Origin of the sequence: Amazonocrinis nigriterrae CENA67 (assembly GCF_016056305.1) — a bacterium.
Taxonomy (GTDB): Bacteria; Cyanobacteriota; Cyanobacteriia; order Cyanobacteriales; family Nostocaceae; genus Amazonocrinis; species Amazonocrinis nigriterrae.
This window is the reverse complement of sequence record NZ_JAECZC010000102.1, coordinates 98,192-115,189: the sequence shown is the minus strand read 5'-3', so window position 1 is coordinate 115,189 and position 16,998 is coordinate 98,192. Positions and strand designations below refer to the sequence as shown.

At 45.7% G+C, this 16,998-nt stretch carries 20 protein-coding genes; 15 read left to right on the top strand and 5 right to left on the bottom strand.

Features of this window, described 5'->3' with window-relative positions; genetic code table 11:
• Positions 1–130: 130 nt before the first annotated feature.
• On the bottom strand, positions 131–661 hold the full coding sequence (locus tag I8748_RS31860) for a helix-turn-helix domain-containing protein (RefSeq protein WP_198128474.1): 531 nt from the start codon (positions 659–661) through the stop codon (positions 131–133).
• Between the two features lie 192 nt (positions 662–853).
• On the opposite strand from I8748_RS31860, the gene I8748_RS31855 reads away from it, so the two are divergent.
• The 8 genes from I8748_RS31855 (at position 854) to I8748_RS31820 (ending at position 10,294) form a co-directional block, all read left to right on the top strand.
• Positions 854–1,120: a hypothetical protein gene (locus tag I8748_RS31855; protein WP_198128473.1), complete on the top strand. Its 267-nt coding sequence runs from the start codon at positions 854–856 to the stop codon at positions 1,118–1,120.
• Entirely contained in the window at positions 1,107–1,979 is an 873-nt protein-coding gene (locus I8748_RS31850) for a hypothetical protein (RefSeq protein WP_198128472.1), read from the top strand. The genes I8748_RS31855 and I8748_RS31850 overlap by 14 nt, the downstream gene beginning before the upstream one ends.
• A 101-nt stretch (positions 1,980–2,080) precedes the next feature.
• Positions 2,081–2,551 (top strand): hypothetical protein, encoded by a 471-nt coding sequence (locus tag I8748_RS31845; protein ID WP_198128471.1) that lies wholly within the window; start codon positions 2,081–2,083, stop codon positions 2,549–2,551.
• Entirely contained in the window at positions 2,533–5,745 is a 3,213-nt protein-coding gene (locus I8748_RS36180; RefSeq protein ID WP_198128470.1) for an LAGLIDADG family homing endonuclease, read from the top strand. The genes I8748_RS31845 and I8748_RS36180 overlap by 19 nt, the downstream gene beginning before the upstream one ends.
• A 33-nt stretch (positions 5,746–5,778) precedes the next feature.
• Positions 5,779–6,585 carry a hypothetical protein gene (locus I8748_RS31835; RefSeq protein ID WP_198128469.1) on the top strand — a complete coding sequence of 269 codons (807 nt, stop codon included), beginning with the start codon at positions 5,779–5,781 and terminating at the stop codon, positions 6,583–6,585.
• A 73-nt stretch (positions 6,586–6,658) separates the two neighbouring features.
• On the top strand, positions 6,659–8,701 hold the full coding sequence (locus I8748_RS31830) for a DUF935 domain-containing protein (protein WP_198128468.1): 2,043 nt from the start codon (positions 6,659–6,661) through the stop codon (positions 8,699–8,701).
• A gap of 17 nt (positions 8,702–8,718) precedes the next feature.
• Positions 8,719–10,116, top strand: coding sequence for a hypothetical protein (locus I8748_RS31825; protein ID WP_198128467.1), 1,398 nt, complete (start codon positions 8,719–8,721; stop codon positions 10,114–10,116).
• Entirely contained in the window at positions 10,106–10,294 is a 189-nt protein-coding gene (locus tag I8748_RS31820; RefSeq protein WP_214662838.1) for a hypothetical protein, read from the top strand. Before I8748_RS31825 ends, I8748_RS31820 begins: the two co-directional genes overlap by 11 nt.
• Positions 10,295–10,345: 51 nt before the next feature.
• On the opposite strand, the gene I8748_RS31815 is transcribed toward I8748_RS31820, so the two are convergent.
• Together I8748_RS31815 and I8748_RS31810 are read right to left on the bottom strand one after the other, a co-directional pair.
• Positions 10,346–10,927 (bottom strand): hypothetical protein, encoded by a 582-nt coding sequence (locus I8748_RS31815; RefSeq protein WP_198128465.1) that lies wholly within the window; start codon positions 10,925–10,927, stop codon positions 10,346–10,348.
• Between the two features lie 79 nt (positions 10,928–11,006).
• Positions 11,007–11,258: a hypothetical protein gene (locus I8748_RS31810; protein ID WP_198128464.1), complete on the bottom strand. Its 252-nt coding sequence runs from the start codon at positions 11,256–11,258 to the stop codon at positions 11,007–11,009.
• Between the two features lie 196 nt (positions 11,259–11,454).
• Between I8748_RS31810 and I8748_RS31805 the strand changes: the two genes are divergently transcribed.
• From I8748_RS31805 to I8748_RS31795, 3 genes are read left to right on the top strand one after another with little or no spacing between them, the layout of a single operon-like run.
• Positions 11,455–11,640 carry a hypothetical protein gene (locus I8748_RS31805; RefSeq protein ID WP_198128463.1) on the top strand — a complete coding sequence of 62 codons (186 nt, stop codon included), beginning with the start codon at positions 11,455–11,457 and terminating at the stop codon, positions 11,638–11,640.
• A 4-nt stretch (positions 11,641–11,644) separates the two neighbouring features.
• Positions 11,645–12,403: a phage head morphogenesis protein gene (locus I8748_RS31800; protein ID WP_198128462.1), complete on the top strand. Its 759-nt coding sequence runs from the start codon at positions 11,645–11,647 to the stop codon at positions 12,401–12,403.
• Positions 12,400–13,026, top strand: coding sequence for a DUF6464 family protein (locus tag I8748_RS31795; RefSeq protein ID WP_198128461.1), 627 nt, complete (start codon positions 12,400–12,402; stop codon positions 13,024–13,026). Before I8748_RS31800 ends, I8748_RS31795 begins: the two co-directional genes overlap by 4 nt.
• Here the strand turns inward: I8748_RS31795 and I8748_RS31790 are convergent.
• On the bottom strand, positions 12,986–13,438 hold the full coding sequence (locus I8748_RS31790; RefSeq protein ID WP_198128460.1) for a hypothetical protein: 453 nt from the start codon (positions 13,436–13,438) through the stop codon (positions 12,986–12,988). The genes I8748_RS31795 and I8748_RS31790 overlap by 41 nt on opposite strands.
• Positions 13,439–13,545: 107 nt before the next feature.
• A complete protein-coding gene (locus I8748_RS31785; RefSeq protein WP_198128459.1) occupies positions 13,546–13,824 on the bottom strand; it encodes a hypothetical protein in 279 nt (92 codons plus the stop codon).
• A gap of 36 nt (positions 13,825–13,860) precedes the next feature.
• Here I8748_RS31785 and I8748_RS31780 point away from each other — a divergent pair, with 36 nt between their 5' ends.
• The 4 genes from I8748_RS31780 (at position 13,861) to I8748_RS31765 (ending at position 16,966) form a co-directional block, all read left to right on the top strand.
• Positions 13,861–14,289, top strand: a complete 429-nt coding sequence (locus I8748_RS31780; protein WP_198128458.1) for a phage virion morphogenesis protein — start codon at positions 13,861–13,863, stop codon at positions 14,287–14,289.
• A gap of 103 nt (positions 14,290–14,392) precedes the next feature.
• The gene (locus I8748_RS31775; RefSeq protein ID WP_198128457.1) at positions 14,393–15,475 is read left to right on the top strand and encodes a hypothetical protein; all 1,083 of its coding nucleotides are present in this window, start codon (positions 14,393–14,395) and stop codon (positions 15,473–15,475) included.
• Positions 15,475–15,984, top strand: coding sequence for a structural cement protein Gp24 (locus I8748_RS31770; RefSeq protein WP_198128456.1), 510 nt, complete (start codon positions 15,475–15,477; stop codon positions 15,982–15,984). The genes I8748_RS31775 and I8748_RS31770 overlap by 1 nt, the downstream gene beginning before the upstream one ends.
• 40 nt (positions 15,985–16,024) lie before the next feature.
• Complete coding sequence (locus tag I8748_RS31765; RefSeq protein WP_198128455.1) at positions 16,025–16,966, top strand: major capsid family protein; 942 nt, start codon at positions 16,025–16,027, stop codon at positions 16,964–16,966.
• Positions 16,967–16,998 lie beyond the last annotated feature (32 nt).

The following is a 16,998-nucleotide window of genomic DNA, read 5'->3' as shown; positions in this document are numbered from 1 at the left end:
CTCCCTCTTCCTCTGTGCAGTCATCTTCGCCAATTTTACTCATAATGTGCAGCGCGGAAACAACGCCGGCGTAGAATGCGCGTCTTGTTTCTTGCAGTTGAATCTGGGAGCAGTTGGGGGGGGGAGTACCTTAGTTCCGTATTCCTGCCATTCGGTTGCGATTTTGATCTGCTTCTTCATTATCATCACCAAATAACCAATTAGTATACTCTCGCAAGTCCTGGGGACGAACCTTCCAGCCCCTACCCACCTTCTTGGCTTTGAGCGCCCCAAGTGCGATCGCGCTCCGCAGTCTGTAACGCGAATATCCGCTAGCAGTGGCGGCTTCATCCAAATCCCAGACTAGCTTATTCCACAGCAGCGCCACCCCTTGAGCTTGGCTAATCGCTTCTAATAGCTCCGCTATCCTTGTCGATGGCAGCTTAGCTAGACCCCCAAACACCTCCGAATCAGCTATTTCAATACCGTTCGGGGCAACAACTGAGCGATGTATCGGCGTTTGCAATTCTTCCTTTAGGCGTTGAAGCTCTGATTCCTTATATTCAGCCCGCTTACCATTTTTGTCTGGAATATAAGTAACACTTATCTTTCCTTCCTTGGCGTAATTTTCAATGGTGCGCGTCGAGACACCCAAAAATTCAGCAGCTTGCTTTTTATCCACCCCCGAAGACCCCCGAAGACCATCGAAAGTATTTTCGGACTTTAGGTGATATCAGTCAATCTATAAGTAAAGATATTTTGAATAAACTGTGTATTTCTACGCAATAATTTTCTTGAGTGCTATTGTATTTCTACTCTCTACATCAAGCGTAGAGATTGTTAAAAAAGTATTAAGAAAATATTTTAAAAACTAATGTCAAGTATTTATTTACACTCATTAAGTGATGAGTGCTTAGCTCATCTCTTGCAAGAGTTCAGCGCCTTAGATAGCGAAGTCTCTTGCTTGATTCGTTTATTGCTAGATGTGCGTTTGTTCCGCCAAAGGTGGGGGGAAATTGGCGGGCGATCGCACCTTGGGGAATTGGGTGAGTGCTTGGAGGAAAAGATTAATCAGGAGATAATTATCGCTATGTTAGTCCAGGGATTGTCTTGTCCAGCTGATAATCATGCGGTACGCTAAGAGTCTTCTGTATGGCATCATTATTGATGCTGTTGATTGCAGTTATCGTGATTACGCAAATTGGCAATTAAGATGCCCAAAATGCGGTGAGCCAGTTTACTTAATTGGCGCTACTAAGCGCACCGAACACGCTAGACTGGCTCCGAAATCAAAGCAAATAGTATTAGTAAAAAGTGCCGAAATTAGTCCATCCTTTGCTCACTTCAAAGGACTTGCAGATGAATCATGTATTAATTTCAATAATCAAATAAATCAAAGTTATATAAATAAATTCCAATCGATTAACCGAGAACAAAGGCTAAAAGTTTATAATTCTCGATTCTTGGAGATCATTGGCTATGACAAAAAAGAGATGAGAGGATGCTTTTTTAGAGTTTTTAAGCAAATAAATAAACTTGATAACAAAACCACAAAAAAAGCTGAAAAGCAGGTAATAGATAGCTTTTGGGATGTGGTATATGATTTAGCCACCTTTCAAGGTGGCGCGAGAATGATTTTAGAAAACCTCAAATCAGAAGAAAATCCTTTATCTCGCTTCGATGTAAGTATGGCATCTCAAGAAGTTCAGCACAAATTTTTAGACTGGCTGAAAACAGTTGATACTGATATACAGATAATGTTAGTTTCCGAGGCGATCGCGTTTCTCAAGACTCGTGCAGCTAGAGCGATCGCAGCCGAGATATTTGAACTGGCTTTTTACAGAATGATTTTCCGCAAAGACAATCTCAAGCTCCTTCAAGTTGGTGACAAGCCCACAATGGAAGAAGAGGATGAGCAGTACAGGCGAATGATCCACCTTATGATCGTGGATTTGACAGAGATATTTGCGCTTACTGATTGGGTGGGAGCAATACAATAAGCAACTTTCTAGCTTTGCCCTAAACCCTGAATCCTTACTTCAAGGGAACTCTAGAAGAACAAGTTGAGTGTTTTAGGGTTTGAGTTTAGGGTTTTAGGGTAATGCCCAAAGAGATTGACGATAAGGTTTGGGAGGAGATTAAAAACGTTTATCTGGCGGGCGGTGAAACTTACGCTTCCTTAGCTTTACGTTTTGGAATTGGCAAAAGCACTATTGAAGCCAAGGCTGCCTCCGAGAAGTGGAAGGAGCTAAAAAAAGCCAAGTCCATCACACCACCTCCAGTTATTGCTACCCCTGCTCCCCTGCTCCCTCGTCGCCGACAACCTCAAGAAATGGACGAGGTGGAAATTATCAATGATGCGATCGCATCCCTCTCAGCAATCCTTAGTGGTGGGGCAGAAGACACTCGCGGCATTGGCGGAATCGCCACGGGATTGTGTCGATTAATTGAATTGCGTAACAAACTCGTTCCCAAGACTGCTGCTGACTTGGCTGACATGGCGATTTCTCTTGGCATCTCCCCAACAGACTTTATTCACGCGCTGAAAGACAAGTGGGAAAAGAGAGCGTAGCCGACAAGCGGCGGCGGGAGTATGCCGAAGAATGTGCGATCGCGCTTGGGCTTCAAGCTGCTGAGGACGATGCGGTTCCTTTTGTCCAGTATGCTGCCAAGCCAGTCGAATTTGTTTGTGAAATACTGGGCATCTCAACAGTCACTTCTGAGCAGGTCAAAATACTAGAGTCGGTTAGAGATAGAGCAGAGACAAATGTCCAAGCTGCTCACGGTGTTGGTAAATGCGTTGCTCAGAACGACAAAATCCTTTTGTCAAGCGGTCTTGAAGTTTCTGCAAAGTTTTTGGTAGGACGAAATTTTCAAGTCCTTACACTCGACAATGGTTGTATAACAAGCGTTCAAGCCAAAGCTGAGTGGAACAAGATGGAACCTGTCTACGAGATCGCAACAGAGTCGGGTAGAAGAATTATTAGAAATGGCAATCATCCTTTGTGGACAGCAATTAAATGGAGCCGTGACGGTGGGCATCCAATAATCGATTCCAAGGGCTGGACAACAGTAGAGCAGATGCAAGCTTGGCTAACACATCCCCCAAATTACGAAACATCAAAATTCACGCCTAAAGACTGGAAAGTAGACCAAAGAAGAAAACACGCGCTACTTTGTGCAGTCCCAAATGAAATACCTATCTTTGGTGACAAGGAATTGCCGGAACATGAAATCAAGCTCATGGCGTACCTCATTGGCGATGGTGGACTGACGACACCGACACCAGTCTTTACACAAAAAGAAGGCAAAATACTAGAAGAATTGAGGCAGTGTGTTGAAGCAATGGGTTGTGTGTTGATACCCAGAAGCAAGTACGGCTATGCTATCACTAATCCAATTGGCTCTCGTCACACCAAACAGGGTAAGCTCACATTCGGATTATTTGAGCAAGGTGACTTTTCGTGCGATCGCCACATCTCGACATCCAGACTAAAGCAACTAATAGGACACGAAAATAACACCCTGTATGGAAGACTGAGGATGCTGGGTATCAAGCCAGTAACTTTTTACGGCAAGGGCTATATAAGCATTTCTCAGTTTGAGTTATACAAACTTTTTGACGAATGCCTCAAGTTGTCAGCGTTAGAGAGAATCAGAGGTTCCGGCAGAGGTAATCAAAATAGGGCGTTAGAAATTTTAAAATTAAAAGTCGCTGAAACTGGTATCAATCCGCAATTCGTGGACATCAGCTTATTGGAAGCACAGAAGGCTGACGCTATCCGACAAATGAAGGAACAGCAAGGTATTAAAGTTGGAGCAAAACGCAATGGAGTAAAGCCCAATCCCGTGACAATCATGCTTAATCAACATGGTTTAATGGGCAAGGATTCCTACGAAAAGGTTATTCCAGATGCCATCTTTGAACTTCCAAAGCACCAACTAGCCTTGTTCTTATCGAGATTATTCGCAACCGATGGCTGGGCTTGTATAAGCAAACCGCACGGGAAACGCACATTAGGCAGGGCAGAGATTGGTTTTTGTAGTGTCTCGCGGGAATTGGTTGAGCAGGTGCAACGCTTACTATTACGGTTTGGAATAATTGCAAGCGTTTCCCAAAGGAATACAGTCAATGCATGGTGTCTAGGAATTTACTCTAGTCAGATGCAGCTAAAATTTGCCGATCGGATAGGGATTTTTGGCAAAGAAGACGCCGTTGCAGCAGTTGTGGAAAGAGCCAAAAAAGCCCAGTCAGATAAAATTCCAAAATGGAGAAATCAGAATGCTCCTGGCGGCACTATTTGGGAAAAGGTTGAAAGTATACGCAAGCTAGACAATCCCGATCTAACAGTAGCGATCGAAGTGCCAGAACATCATCACTATTTGACAAACTTTTGGGAACACAATAGTTTCATCTCCGCTTGTGTTGTTCTGTGGTGGGTGTTCGCTGTTGGTGGACTTGCTATTTCCACAGCTCCTACTGAATCCCAAGTCAAGCAAATACTTTGGTCAGAAGTCCGTAAGCTCTACGACAAGAACAAAGTAAAACTAGGTGGGGAGAGAGGAGAGCTATTTTTAAAGTTTTCCGAGTCTGCCCGCGCCTATGGTTTCACTGCCCGCAATTACGACAGCAACAGTTTCCAGGGCAAACACGCTGAAAAATTACTACTCATTCAAGATGAAGCGTGCGGCATCACCGAAGAAATTGACGACGGCTTTGCCAGCTGTTTAACGGGTTCCGATAACCGAGGACTAAGAATCGGCAACCCCATAGTCGGCGGTACTCCCTTTGAAAAAGCCTGCGCTCGTCAACACAACCGGATTTCAGCTTGGAGTCACATTAATGTTGCTTGGGCTTACGAGCAGCACGCCGATGGCATTCATCGCCTAAAACCAGATGTCGCAGCTGCAATAGTTGACCCGGTAACAGGGGATGTATTACCACAATCAGCGTGGACTGACTGGTGTCAGCGCGATGTTATCCCCGGCGCTATCTCAATTGCCTGGATTGAAAAAGTCCGCAAAAAAGGCGAATCATCGGCATTTTGGCAATCCCGCGTTGAGGGATTATTCCCAGTTGATAGTGAGCAATCTATCGTCCCGCGCTCATGGTTTCTCCAGGCGCGCGCTCGTTACGACGCTGACCCGCAAAAATGGGACTTTGCAGCAGAACATCACCACTGGCGACACGGTTTAGACGTAGGAGATGGGGGAGATGACCACGCCACAGCTAGCTGGCGGGGGCCCGTGCTGTACGCAGCTGCGACTCAACCTACCAAAGGCGATCGCTTGGATGTCGGTAGAGCAGCAGCCCTTGGCGCAAAGGTGATAGATGAAAAGCCGGGACGGATCAACGTGGATATTATCGGTGTTGGTTCTGGCGCTTTATCCAAGTTACTAGAGGGTGATTACCCAGGCGATGGTACACACTGGGGTGAAGCTGCGGATGAAAATAACCTCTATGCCAATCTCAAAGCCGAACAGTACTGGATGTTGCGTGAAGGGTTTAGGAACGAGGAGATTGCGATCGCACCCCTCGGCGAAATTGAAGAAATGCTCATGGAGGATCTAGCCGGAACCTACTACGAAGAAACCACTACAGGCAAAATCAAAATTGAGGATAAGAAAAAAACCGTGCAACGCCTGCACCGTTCGCCCAACGTCGGCGATGCCACAGTGCTGGGGTACAACGGCGCCGGTGGCGTGGTTGAATTTGAAAGCGTGGGTAAGAGTTATCGTGTTGGGTCAAGGTTAAAGGACTATTAGGGGCAAACTATTGAAGTAGCTTATATCTATAAAATGACCCATTCCATTGATCAATCATTCAAAGAAATTGCTTATCTCAAAGAGCGTTGTGAAAATTTAATCAAGTCTAATAAACAAGCAATTTCTCGATTACAAAAAGAAAATGAACTTCTTAGTTATAAACTGGCTCATATAAACGCAATACTTGATGAACCAAACTCGGAATCAAAACTCACTGAAGCAGAAGTGCTAGGCAAAGAAATTTATTTATGCACTAAATACCAAGGACTCACTTTAAATGGTGCTATTCAAAAACTGTTGCAAGAGCATTTGGGCAAAATTTGTCATACCAGGTTTATTGCTAACGAACTAATTGGACGCGCTCTTAGTGATACTGAATATGAAATGATTAAACGACAGTTGAATAGTCGCCTGGCTAATGGCTTGAATTTAGGATTTTGGAAGAGAGGCAATGCCCAGCCTGAATCTTACTTTATTGAGGATAATTTTAGACCAGTATTGCCAAAAAAATTTATTCTCAAAGAACCTGGACTTGTTATTAACAAAAATCGTCGCAAGCACGAATACCCGGTAAATCCTAACTACGAAGGTCTGACTATCATGCAGTCAGTCGAATATTTCTTACAAGAGAAACGAGGGTTGTCTTTTAAAGCCGGAGATATAGTAAACGAAATACTCTCAAACGAATGTATTGGGAGAACAAGGCAGCAAGCAACGGATAGTATTTACAAAGCACTGAACCGTGGCTATTTAGATGGCAGATTTATCCGCCCTCAGTATGGAATTTATGGTTACCCTCTAGCAACAAGCCTTTCCTATCTGGCGGATTCCGCCAGATAGGGAACCCTAGCGCAAAGTTGGATGATTTTCATTTCCTTATGTGGACTGGCGAGCTACCAGCCTTTTTCCTTAAATGCCCTCACTCCCCCGCAATTTCAACACAGAAATCGCTTCAGTCAAGCGCGATCCCTACTTGCTACTGCTGGGTTCGCGCCTGCTTAATCCTGACGAAGTTCTCCAGGGGCGAGGAAAAGGAGAGTACAAAGCTTACGACGATCTGCTCAAAGATGGTCATTGTTTCTCGGTGTTGCAAAAGCGATATTTAGCCGTAATTGCTCGTGAATGGTCGGTCGAACCTGCCTCAAAAGACAAGATCGACCAGAAAGCGGCGGATATGGTGAAATATCACCTACAAAGCTTGGCATCCAGGGCGGATGATGACGATTTGCTAGCCACTGGTTTTGATAGGACTTGTTACAACTTGCTTGATGCTATCCTCAAAGGTTTCAAGCCGGCAGAGATATTGTGGCAGAACGATGGTAAGGAATTTTACCCCAGTCAAGTTAAAGCCAGGAGCCAACAGCGGTTTAACTTCGCCATCAACGAAGCGGGAAAATGGGAACTGCGGCTTTTGACCTTAGAAGACATGATTGATGGGGAAGCTGTGACCAAGCTTTACCCTAAGAAATTTTTCACCCACATTTGCGGCGCTACTGACGATAACCCTTATGGTATGGGATTGGGGCGTACACTCTGGTGGAATGTGTTCTTCAAAAAGCAAGGAATTAAATTCTGGTTGCAATTCGTTGATAAATTCGCATCTCCCACCGCGATTGGCAAATACAAGCGGGGAGCCACTAAAGAGCAAAAAAGTACGCTGCTTGAGGCATTAGAAGCGATCGCCACCGATGCCGGCGTGGCAATTCCCGACGACTTGGAAATCATGCTCTTGGAAGCTTCCCGCTCTGGCAGCATCAATTGCTATGAATCCCTTGCCAAGTACATGGATGGGGAAATCAGCAAAACTGTACTGGGGGAAACTCTCACCACTGAAATTGGCAGCAGGGGAAGCTATGCAGCCGCCAACACTCACAATGAAGTGAGAAAGGAACTAACCAAAGCAGACTCGGATTTGCTTAGCGACACGCTCAACCGCACCCTGATTAAATGGGATGTGCAGCTAAATCTGCCAGATGCCAAACCGCCACGCCTATGGCGCAACTTCGAGGAAGCTGAGGACTTGAATGGGCGAAGTCAGCGTGACAAAACCCTATTTGATATGGGCTTCAAGTTGAAGAAGGAATCTGTAACCGAGATTTACGGCGACCACTACGAGGAAGTCGAGCAGGGTGGAGGCGAAGCAACTGACGAGCAATTCCTGACTAATTCGGGTGTACAGGGAGGAGCAGGGGTGCAGGGGAGCAGGGGAGCAGGGGGAGAAGATACTGCTGATATGTCAGAGTCAGTTGATTTTGGCAGCATCATCGACCGGGTGCTGAAGTGGCAGGGGTTATCTATCGGCGTGGAGTTTTTGCCAGGTCAGGTAAGGTTCCCTGGTCGCAAGCATTCTAAGAAATTGCGATCAGCTTACGGCCATATTCGTGGCTATTCGGGAAATGACGACGAGGCGCTTGATTGCTACATCTATCCTGGCTTGCTGCTAGATGAGCCAGAGGGGAGTGATCGCATTTTTCAGATATCGCAGATCTCCCCAGAGGATGGGGATTTCGACGAATTCAAGATGCTGATTGGCTATGCAAACCTGAAAACCGCCAGGGATGCGTATTTAGCCGAAATGCCTATCGATTATCTAGGAGGCGTTCAGGAAGTCACCGTCGAAAGTCTAGAGCAGTACAAGCGTACTCCTGTTTCCCTCTCCACTTCCCGAAGCCTCCCCATTGCTACCAACTTCGCAGAAACCGAGAAGGATGGCGCTGACCTTTATGCGACTCAGTTGCAGGAGCGTTCTGCACCTATCATCACTGACTGGATCGAACAGATCAGGGGATTGGTGCAGGAATCGGAAAGTTTCGAGGAGGCACGCGATCGCCTATTTGAACTCTTCCCCAAACTGGATACCACCGACCTCACAGAAATAATGACACAGGCAATGATGGCAACCGAAGCGCTTGGCAGATTTGAGGTAGTTCAGGAGGCGGGAACCTTAGAGGCGTAATCTCTTGGTTTCCTTTGATGTCGCTACAGTTCGCCGAACATGAATACAAGATAGTTGGGTTATATGTCACGCGGCTGCTGTGCGATCGTGCCATTGAGTTTGCAGAAAACGACAGCACGAAAATCACCGATCCTCAACTTCTATTAGAACTGCGGGACATCCTTGAAACCCAGTACCAAGACGGTATTACTGCTATACCTCAAGCCCAGTTAAACGCAAATGACAGTTTCTCTGGCATCTTTGAGGATAGAGTTGATTCTAAGCTGACCAAGCGATTTAAGTTTGCGATCGCGCCTGACGATGAAATTAGCTACAGCCTTGTCAATCCAAGTGATGTAGAAGAATTTGCTGATAGCTTGCGAAGTGCGAGTCATCGAGCGTCACTGGATTTCGTCGCTCAAAAAAAAGCCAGTAACTGTACAAAGGGCATTGCCTGCGGTGGCTCGTGTATCTCCGCCAAAAAAACCTGTAGAAAAAATGCAGATGCTCCCACCAAGAAAAAGATTGCTCAGGTGAGGACAAAGGTAAAGGCAGAAGGCTCAAGCTCAAAACCTCAAAAAACCAAGGCGAGGACAAAGGTAAAGGCAGAAAGCGGTGGATTGAGAGAGAAAATCAAGAAATTAAGGGGTCAATACCAAGAGCAGACTGACGCTTTACGAAAAGAATATGATGCAGCCAAAGCAATACTTGCCACTAAGATTGTAGAAAGAAAAACTCAAACCCGCGCTGAGCAAAAAAGATTTATAGATGCTGAACAAGCATTATTAGCCAAAGAAATTGAATACATTCGGCAGCGAGATAAACTTGTGACACAGGAATTGAAAAAATCCTACAAAGACCCTCAACCGCAATTACATCACGGTATGAGTGAATCTGAGGATATGTGGTCTGTGGAGCATGAAGGTGTTCGCTATCACAGCACAGGATCGCTGGATAAAAATCATCCGCTCATTAAAGCAATCAGCCTAGACGTTGAAGAGAACGACCCTTTGCCTAAATCTCTAACTCGCTACACATCAGATGTTTATTTCAGTTCGCAGCGCAATAGAGACGATAAATATTGGGAAAAAACGTATAACATAAAAGACTTTAAGAGTGCCGCTACTGGTGGCAATGGCAGCGTAGTTTATTACAATGGAGGAAGCAGTGATCGTGGAACTTTGATCCACGAAATGGGGCATAATTTAGCTACGGGTAGATATGGCGCTACAGCCCCACCTGAAAGCTCTAATTACATTCAAGCTGCTATCAAAGATGGCGATCATCCTAGCAGCTACGGCAGGAATAGCCGCGCTGAAGATTTTGCGGAAACTGCAAGAATGTATCACACGTCGCCAGATTTACTCAAAGAAAAATCACCATTGCGCTATCAAGTAATGAAGCAAATACTGGAGGATGAAAACTTTGGCGGATAGTATCACCCAAGAACGCATTGATCAAGCCACTCCCAATGGCGGAGACTACAGCATCATTTACTATCAAGATGCTGAGGGTAATCCAACTAGCAAGGACACAGCCAAAAAGGCGGAAGTCGTGGAATTTAAATCTGGTGGGAAGCAGGTTTTCAGAACTTACGCAACTTTGACAGAATGATAAAACCCCCTGAGTTACTTTACAACTCAGGGGGTTATTTTTAGTTGATAATTACGCTGCCTGGTCAATATCTTGTTGAGTCACAAGTCCTAAAAGAGCTTTTTTGATAGCTTCCTTGCTTTTTCCTTTGATTGATACTCCTTTAGTCACTGCTAGTTTTTGTAATTTCGTCCAACTAATTTTGGTAAAATCCAAATCTTTTTCTATTTGAATTTCGCCAACCTCCTCACCCAAATCAGGATCTTCAGTCACAATATCTGCAACCACATCTATAGTGGCTGTATCTTCTACTGTTATTGCTTCAGTCACAATCGTCGCTTGCGTCACCACCACTTCTTCATCTGTTGTCACGTCTGCGTTTTGCGCTTCAAGCAACGGATTATCGGCTACCAAAGCATTATTGAATTCTGCAACTGCTGCGTCTCCGTATGCTATTGCAACCAGTTTCCGCGCTTTTTGCACCATTTCTAGTGCAGTTTGGGCAGCTGTTTTGGCGGTTTGTTCTGCTTGTTGCTGTTGTTGGAGTCTGGCTAATTCTTGTCTAGCTGCATCTAGCTGGTTTTGCAGAGATGTAATTAATTGTTCGGTGGATGCGATCGCGGTGGTTGTAGCAGATGTAAAGGTGTAAAACATGATTTTTTGACGCCGGGAATAGTGTAGTGTCCGCCCGATTCGATCAGGTAGCTCACGCTGATGTCGCGAGGCATGAAAACTAGATTTTTTTGCACAGATACTGCCATTTGTGCAGAGGGCAGGAAAATTCGCTGTAATCGCCTCCTTCCTCTTCGTACTCTTGCTTTTCTAATTCCTGATACTCTCTCCAGTGGGAAGCGTTTTTCTCGGTAATCAAGGATTTTTCGCTTTGGTAGTAGCTGCTAGGAAAGGGCTTGGCGTTACCTGTACACAGAGCAATTAATTCTTCTTGGCTGTAATCTCTTTCTTGGTGGGTATCGATGTAGTGCATTTTCTTTTGGGGGAGGGGGTGAAGTGGTGTCCTCGCCGCTCATGTATTTATGATATGTCGCGTGTACGCGGATTGTCAATAAAAATTAGGTTGGAATTCATAAAACTTTTCGCAAGTTTGAATAATTGTTATCAGTGTTGCTTATTTATTAGTTCGCGTGTACGCGATAAGATAGCATGAGAAACATTCAAAAGATATGAAATTTCAAGACACGGGATTAGGCACAACAAACCGACAGCAACCCATCAGCACGAAGTACCCGCCAGAGGTAGATAGGGTGTTGCGAAAAATGAGCGACAAGAGCGATTTTATTCGCAAGGCGGTGATTAAAGAGTTGATTGCTCAAGGGAAATTAGACGAGGATTGGCAAGGGGAATCTTAAGCCCATGCCAGAACAAATCGACCCATTTCGCTTGCCATTTGATGAAGCGATCGCCTACTACCGGGCTAAGTTGCCACTTCCTAGCACCAGTTGGGACACGTTTGCTGATGCCGCTCAGGATTTTGCGTTTACTCTTGCTACAGTCACGGAAGCCGAACTGCTCAACGATGTCTACAACTTGGTTCTAAGCGGACTGGAAAACGGCGACAGTTACGGCGAATTTAAAAAGGGATTTGACCAGGCGATTGATAAAGCAGGGTGGAACCCAGCAAATCGCCCATACAGAACAGCACTCATCTTCAACCAAAATCTCAGGAATGCATATCAAGCCGGGCGCTACAAGCAGATGAGCGATCCAGAAGTGTTAAAGCTTCGGGGTTTCTGGCAATATGTGCATAGAGATAGCCGTGTGCCGCGTCCGCACCATCTCGCGCTTGATGGTAAAATCTATCCTGCCAATGATCCGTTTTGGCAGACATGCTTTCCGCCAAATGGTTTTGGTTGCAGGTGTGGCGTAGTTTCACTATCCCAGCGCGATATCGAGAGAGAAGGACTAACAGTGGACGAACCGCCAAAAGAGCGGGTGACTGTGGTGGACAAGGTGAGTGGCGATCGCAAATCTGTACCTGCTATTGGCGAACCAGGATTTAGTACCATCCCTGGCGGTAGTGACCCTAGCCAAAAGCAAGCGATACTGGAACAGGCAATGCAGAAGTTGCCGCCACAGTTACAGGAACAGGTGAAAAAGGCGTTAGAAAAATGAGTATCAGACAACGTAGGCGAAACCGCCACAAAGTAAAAGCCGCATTAAGACAACCAACAATAAAGATCATTTGCGCTGGTTTTACTATTAACATGAACGAAGTCAACAAGGCTATTGCTCAAGTAAATAAAGCAATAGCGCATCCTGGCATTCGGGAGGGGATGAGAAAGATACATCAGGATGCTATGCGTATTATTGAAGCTAGCCAGCTAGGAATTCTTATCGACTTTGAGACAACAAGAGCAAAACTTGTTGATACTGGAAGCTTACGTTCCAGCTTCAAAGTTGTGTCAGGAATAGCAAAACTTGTTGCGGCTCAAGAGGCTGAATTGTTTCGTCAATACGAGTTAAATCTTCAGCAGTATCAACTAGATCAAATTGAGGTACAAGTAGCTCCTGAGGATATTGGAAACCTTAACCCTTTCAGACAAATCGTTAGCGCCCAGAGAACAGCTAGAACTCGCTTACAGCAATGTCAAGCGGTTCAACACAGTGATATTTATGTGGATGATGATGTTTGCTTAGGGGATTCGTCGTGTCGTTTTAATGCGCGATCGCCACATGTTCAATGTGCTGTTAATCCTAAAGGTGATTGTGCAAGCTGTCGGTATTTTGAAACCTAACGGCTTCGCGCTCCTTTGCGTCTAGACTCTTGGCGTAAACCGCAAGTTTTTCCCATTCCTCTAGGCTTAAAAACCTTTCTCCACGATGATAAATCCACCAGCCACCACAGAGATCAGAAAGGTTTTTTAGTTTCTCGCCTGTTTCTTGGCTGATTTGAATATGTCCCCACTCACCACATTTTCCTAGTGCTGCCTCCCATAGCCTAAACTCTGTGCCATTCATCCAACCCGCATTCCACGCATCGGTAGAAACTTCGGTCATTAAGTCTAACAATTCTTGTGCTTTCGCCTGATTCTTGGACTTTTGGCACTCAAAATCGGTGTAATCTTGCCATCCCCACGCCAAAGGATTGTTGTTTGGGGGCAATAGCTTGTCATACTCGAAATCACCAGGAAAATTTATTACTACCATCGATAATTCAACCCCGCCTCAACGCAAATAGGGAACAATTCTTGTGCTTGCTTTTCTGTAGTCATTTAAAGTGGCGTTATTCCATTGAGTATAGGGAACCGTAGACATCATCTCGCATCGTGTAGACAGTAAGCAGTCCAATCCCTATTAGGGTAACAATTCCATACCGACTCCTTCTGTTGTGGGGTAACAGCAGTTGCTCCTGCTTTTTGCAATAAAGCAATGGTTTCCTCAACCGGAGCGCTTACAGCATTCTCAGCAGCTTTGATAAACAATGAGCGATCAACTATCGCGCCATCACACAAAAGTAATATTCCTTGAGCTTCAAGTGTCTTGAATGCGGCAGCTAATTCAGGATCAATAGGTGTAGCAGGCATATCAAACATAAAGGGAATCCTCGTAGTGTCGCCATGTGACTATTTATGGCTAACATTATTATTACCCTAGATGACATTGCTGCTCGTCAAGACCTTGCCGAAATCGAGTATCGCCTCCATAACCTCCGCCCGGCTTTCGCTTCAATGGGCGAATTTATGCTACGGCGAACCGAGCAAAATTTTAAAGGCGAACACGACCCGGATGGCGTGGCGTGGGCACCCCTGACAAATGCATACCGCAAACGCAAGCGGGGAACAAAAATATTAACAGAATCGGGGCGCTTACGAGCATCCATCACCTACCGCGCCGACGGTACTCAAGTTGTTGTGGGCTGCAATGTGAGGTATGCTCGCGCTCATCAGTACGGATACCCTAAGCGCAATTTGCCGCCACGTCCGTTTTTGGGAGCTTCGGCAGAGGATGAGCGGGAATTAGGAGAGATTTTGCTTAGTTATATCAAGTCTGGTAGTTGAATCTATCTGGCGGAATCCGCCAGATAGAAAACTGGGGAATTCTACAACTGCATTATTATTTACCTTTTGCACCGGGAGGACGCCCCTCCCTCCCTATTCCTCCATGCCCCAGGAAATCGAAATCTTTAAAGCTGGCACACATACCAGCGCTAGTGGCGAAGTTGTTACTCTTGGCGAAAGTCATCTTGATGAGATCGCCAGATCCTACGACCCCGAACTATTCGACGCTCCCGCAGTCGTGGGACATCCGCGTGACAACTCCCCAGCTTACGCCTGGGTAGAAGGAGTACGGCGGGTGGGCAATAAGCTCATGGCCAACCTCAAGGATTGGGATGCAGATTTCCAAAAGGCAGTAAAAGCCAAGCGCTATAAAAAGATTTCCGCCAGTTTCTATACCCCGGATTCGCCCTCAAATCCCAAGCCAGGAAGTTATTACCTGCGGCATGTGGGGTTTTTGGGGGGTATGGCACCAGCTGTCAAAGGACTGAAGTCGGTTGCTTTTGGTGAAGCAGAAGAGGGGGTAGTGGATTTTTGTTGTGGTATGGGAGGGGATAAGGAAATATGGCGTAATCTGCGGGAATGGCTAATTGAAAAGTATGGGATCGAGACGAGCGATCGCGTTGTCCCTGCCTACTTACTTTCCATACCCGACGATAGTCGTCTCAACTATCTAGAAAACCGAGTCAATGAACTAGAAAACTTTATTAATAAAATATTTTCGCCCGATATGGAGTCTCGTCTAACCGAAGTCGGGGAGAAAGTATTGCAGCTTTTAAATACCAACAATTACACGGAGGAGCCAGAACCAGTGCCATCAGAAGAAAGCATTGAATTATCGGAGCGGTTGGAGAAAGCAGAAGCCAAACTTCGACAAGTCGAGTCGGAGAAAAAAAAGGAAGCGATCGCCAATTTCGTTGAAGGACTTAAGGGTAAGATTCGCCCTAACCAAAAAGATCAACTGGTCGAATTCATGATGAATCTGCCAGAACAAGAACTGGAATTCGCTGAAGGTAAGCCCCAAAGCCCCAAAGCTTGGTTGCAAGGATTCCTCAAGGGACTCCCCGATTTGGTCAATCTCAAGGAAGTGGTGCGCGATGAAGAGATTGAGGAATTCTCTGAAGAAGACAAGCGATCGCGCTCCGCTTACGCTGATGCTGCTGCTGCTTATGAGGAGGCTTGGAAATAATGCCAGTAACTAACTACACAGATTTACTCGACGGCGCTTCACTCTACGAGGGGCAAATCGCCAATTTAGAATTAGCAGTGATCCGCACAGGAGTTAATGCTGATTCTACAAATAGCATCCTCGTTTTCGGTCGGGGACTGGTCAAAGGAACTGGCGATAAGGACTTGATTCTTCCTGTGGATGCCAACAGCTTGCTGACGGGTATTGCCGTTGCTACTGACACCTTTGAAAAGCGCTCTAGCTTTAGCATCAACAGCGATGGTGATTTGGGCTATCCCCTATACTGGGCTGTCTCTTACCTAGTGCGGGGCATAATCGGCGTGAAAGTTCAGCAAAATGTCACCCCTGCATCCAACGTTTTTTGGATTCACACACCCCAAACAGGGCAGCGCAAAGGACAATTCAGAGCGGATGCCGACACCAACCGCGCCGTACAGATAACTAATGCTCGATTCTTAAAGTCTGCTACTGCTGGTTCTGTCGTTCCTTTGTCTATTAATTTGGCGTAGCAGTTAAATCCAAAATCTAAAATCCAAAATCTAAAATTGTATGACTACAGGTGGAAATTTACTGTACCGGGCGCTAGAGCAAAATATGCCCGGAGTGCTTTCAAGAAGGTATCGAGACTTAGCTTTTGAAAACGGCAAGATTGTCCCCACAAAAGCAGACTTAAAACCGGGCGCGGCTGAGGTGGTACGCAATACCATCGATGAAGTTGGCGACGCGGATATCGTTGGCGATGGAGCGTTTGATATCCCAATTGTCGATGTTTCGGCTAACGAAGATCGCTACAAAGTCTTTATGATTGCGAGCGCCTTTTCGTACACGTTCCAGCAGGAACGCGCTTACAGCTTTGCAGGTGCAAAAGCCGACATTGATAATCGCAAGCAAATGTTGGCGAAACGCTCCATTGCCGAGCGCCATCACCGGATCGCTGCATTTGGTGATACGCGCTTAAACGTCACTGGCTTTTTGAATAACGCTGGTGTCGCTCTCAATAATTCCAGTTTCGACCCCAATACCGCAGCGCCTGACGAACTAGCCGAGTTTTTTGTAGACGAATTAAAGGCAGCACACACGGCATCAAATAATGTTGAAATGCCGATGGATGTATTGATATCCACAGGTTTTTACTTCAAATTGGTTAAAACTCGGATGCCTGATTCTTCTGTAAGCGTGCTTACTTACATCAAGCAGGCTTTATCAGAGGAAGATGTGAACTTCAACATCACAAAATGCCAAGAATGTGACTCTGCTCAGTTGGAAACAAACGGCGTCCAAGCGCTCAGCACAAATAAAGACCTCATTACCCTTTACACCAAAGACCCCGAAGTTGTAGAGCGCCACATTGAACTCGTTCAGATGATGCCCCAGGAATGGATAACAGTAAGAGATGGGCGCAGGGTTTACCCGATGTTTAGTTCAACAACTTCCACAATAATTAATTATCCTGGTGCTTTCCGCTACATCAAAGTTCCGAAGGTGAACTAGTAGTCAGCCAATTAGAAAGTAGGTATTGGCTG

Coding starts and splice junctions, on each gene's coding strand:
- I8748_RS31795 (WP_198128461.1), top strand. CDS start 12,400: ATGAGTATCAGACAACGTAGGCGAAACCGCCACAAAGTAAAAGCCGCA.
- I8748_RS31765 (WP_198128455.1), top strand. CDS start 16,025: ATGACTACAGGTGGAAATTTACTGTACCGGGCGCTAGAGCAAAATATG.
- I8748_RS31830 (WP_198128468.1), top strand. CDS start 6,659: ATGCCCTCACTCCCCCGCAATTTCAACACAGAAATCGCTTCAGTCAAG.
- I8748_RS31845 (WP_198128471.1), top strand. CDS start 2,081: ATGCCCAAAGAGATTGACGATAAGGTTTGGGAGGAGATTAAAAACGTT.
- I8748_RS31775 (WP_198128457.1), top strand. CDS start 14,393: ATGCCCCAGGAAATCGAAATCTTTAAAGCTGGCACACATACCAGCGCT.
- I8748_RS31780 (WP_198128458.1), top strand. CDS start 13,861: ATGGCTAACATTATTATTACCCTAGATGACATTGCTGCTCGTCAAGAC.
- I8748_RS31805 (WP_198128463.1), top strand. CDS start 11,455: ATGAAATTTCAAGACACGGGATTAGGCACAACAAACCGACAGCAACCC.
- I8748_RS31790 (WP_198128460.1), bottom strand. CDS start 13,438: ATGGTAGTAATAAATTTTCCTGGTGATTTCGAGTATGACAAGCTATTG.
- I8748_RS31785 (WP_198128459.1), bottom strand. CDS start 13,824: ATGTTTGATATGCCTGCTACACCTATTGATCCTGAATTAGCTGCCGCA.
- I8748_RS31835 (WP_198128469.1), top strand. CDS start 5,779: ATGACCCATTCCATTGATCAATCATTCAAAGAAATTGCTTATCTCAAA.
- I8748_RS31850 (WP_198128472.1), top strand. CDS start 1,107: ATGCGGTACGCTAAGAGTCTTCTGTATGGCATCATTATTGATGCTGTT.
- I8748_RS31825 (WP_198128467.1), top strand. CDS start 8,719: ATGTCGCTACAGTTCGCCGAACATGAATACAAGATAGTTGGGTTATAT.
- I8748_RS31810 (WP_198128464.1), bottom strand. CDS start 11,258: ATGCACTACATCGATACCCACCAAGAAAGAGATTACAGCCAAGAAGAA.
- I8748_RS31770 (WP_198128456.1), top strand. CDS start 15,475: ATGCCAGTAACTAACTACACAGATTTACTCGACGGCGCTTCACTCTAC.
- I8748_RS31800 (WP_198128462.1), top strand. CDS start 11,645: ATGCCAGAACAAATCGACCCATTTCGCTTGCCATTTGATGAAGCGATC.
- I8748_RS31815 (WP_198128465.1), bottom strand. CDS start 10,927: ATGTTTTACACCTTTACATCTGCTACAACCACCGCGATCGCATCCACC.
- I8748_RS31855 (WP_198128473.1), top strand. CDS start 854: ATGTCAAGTATTTATTTACACTCATTAAGTGATGAGTGCTTAGCTCAT.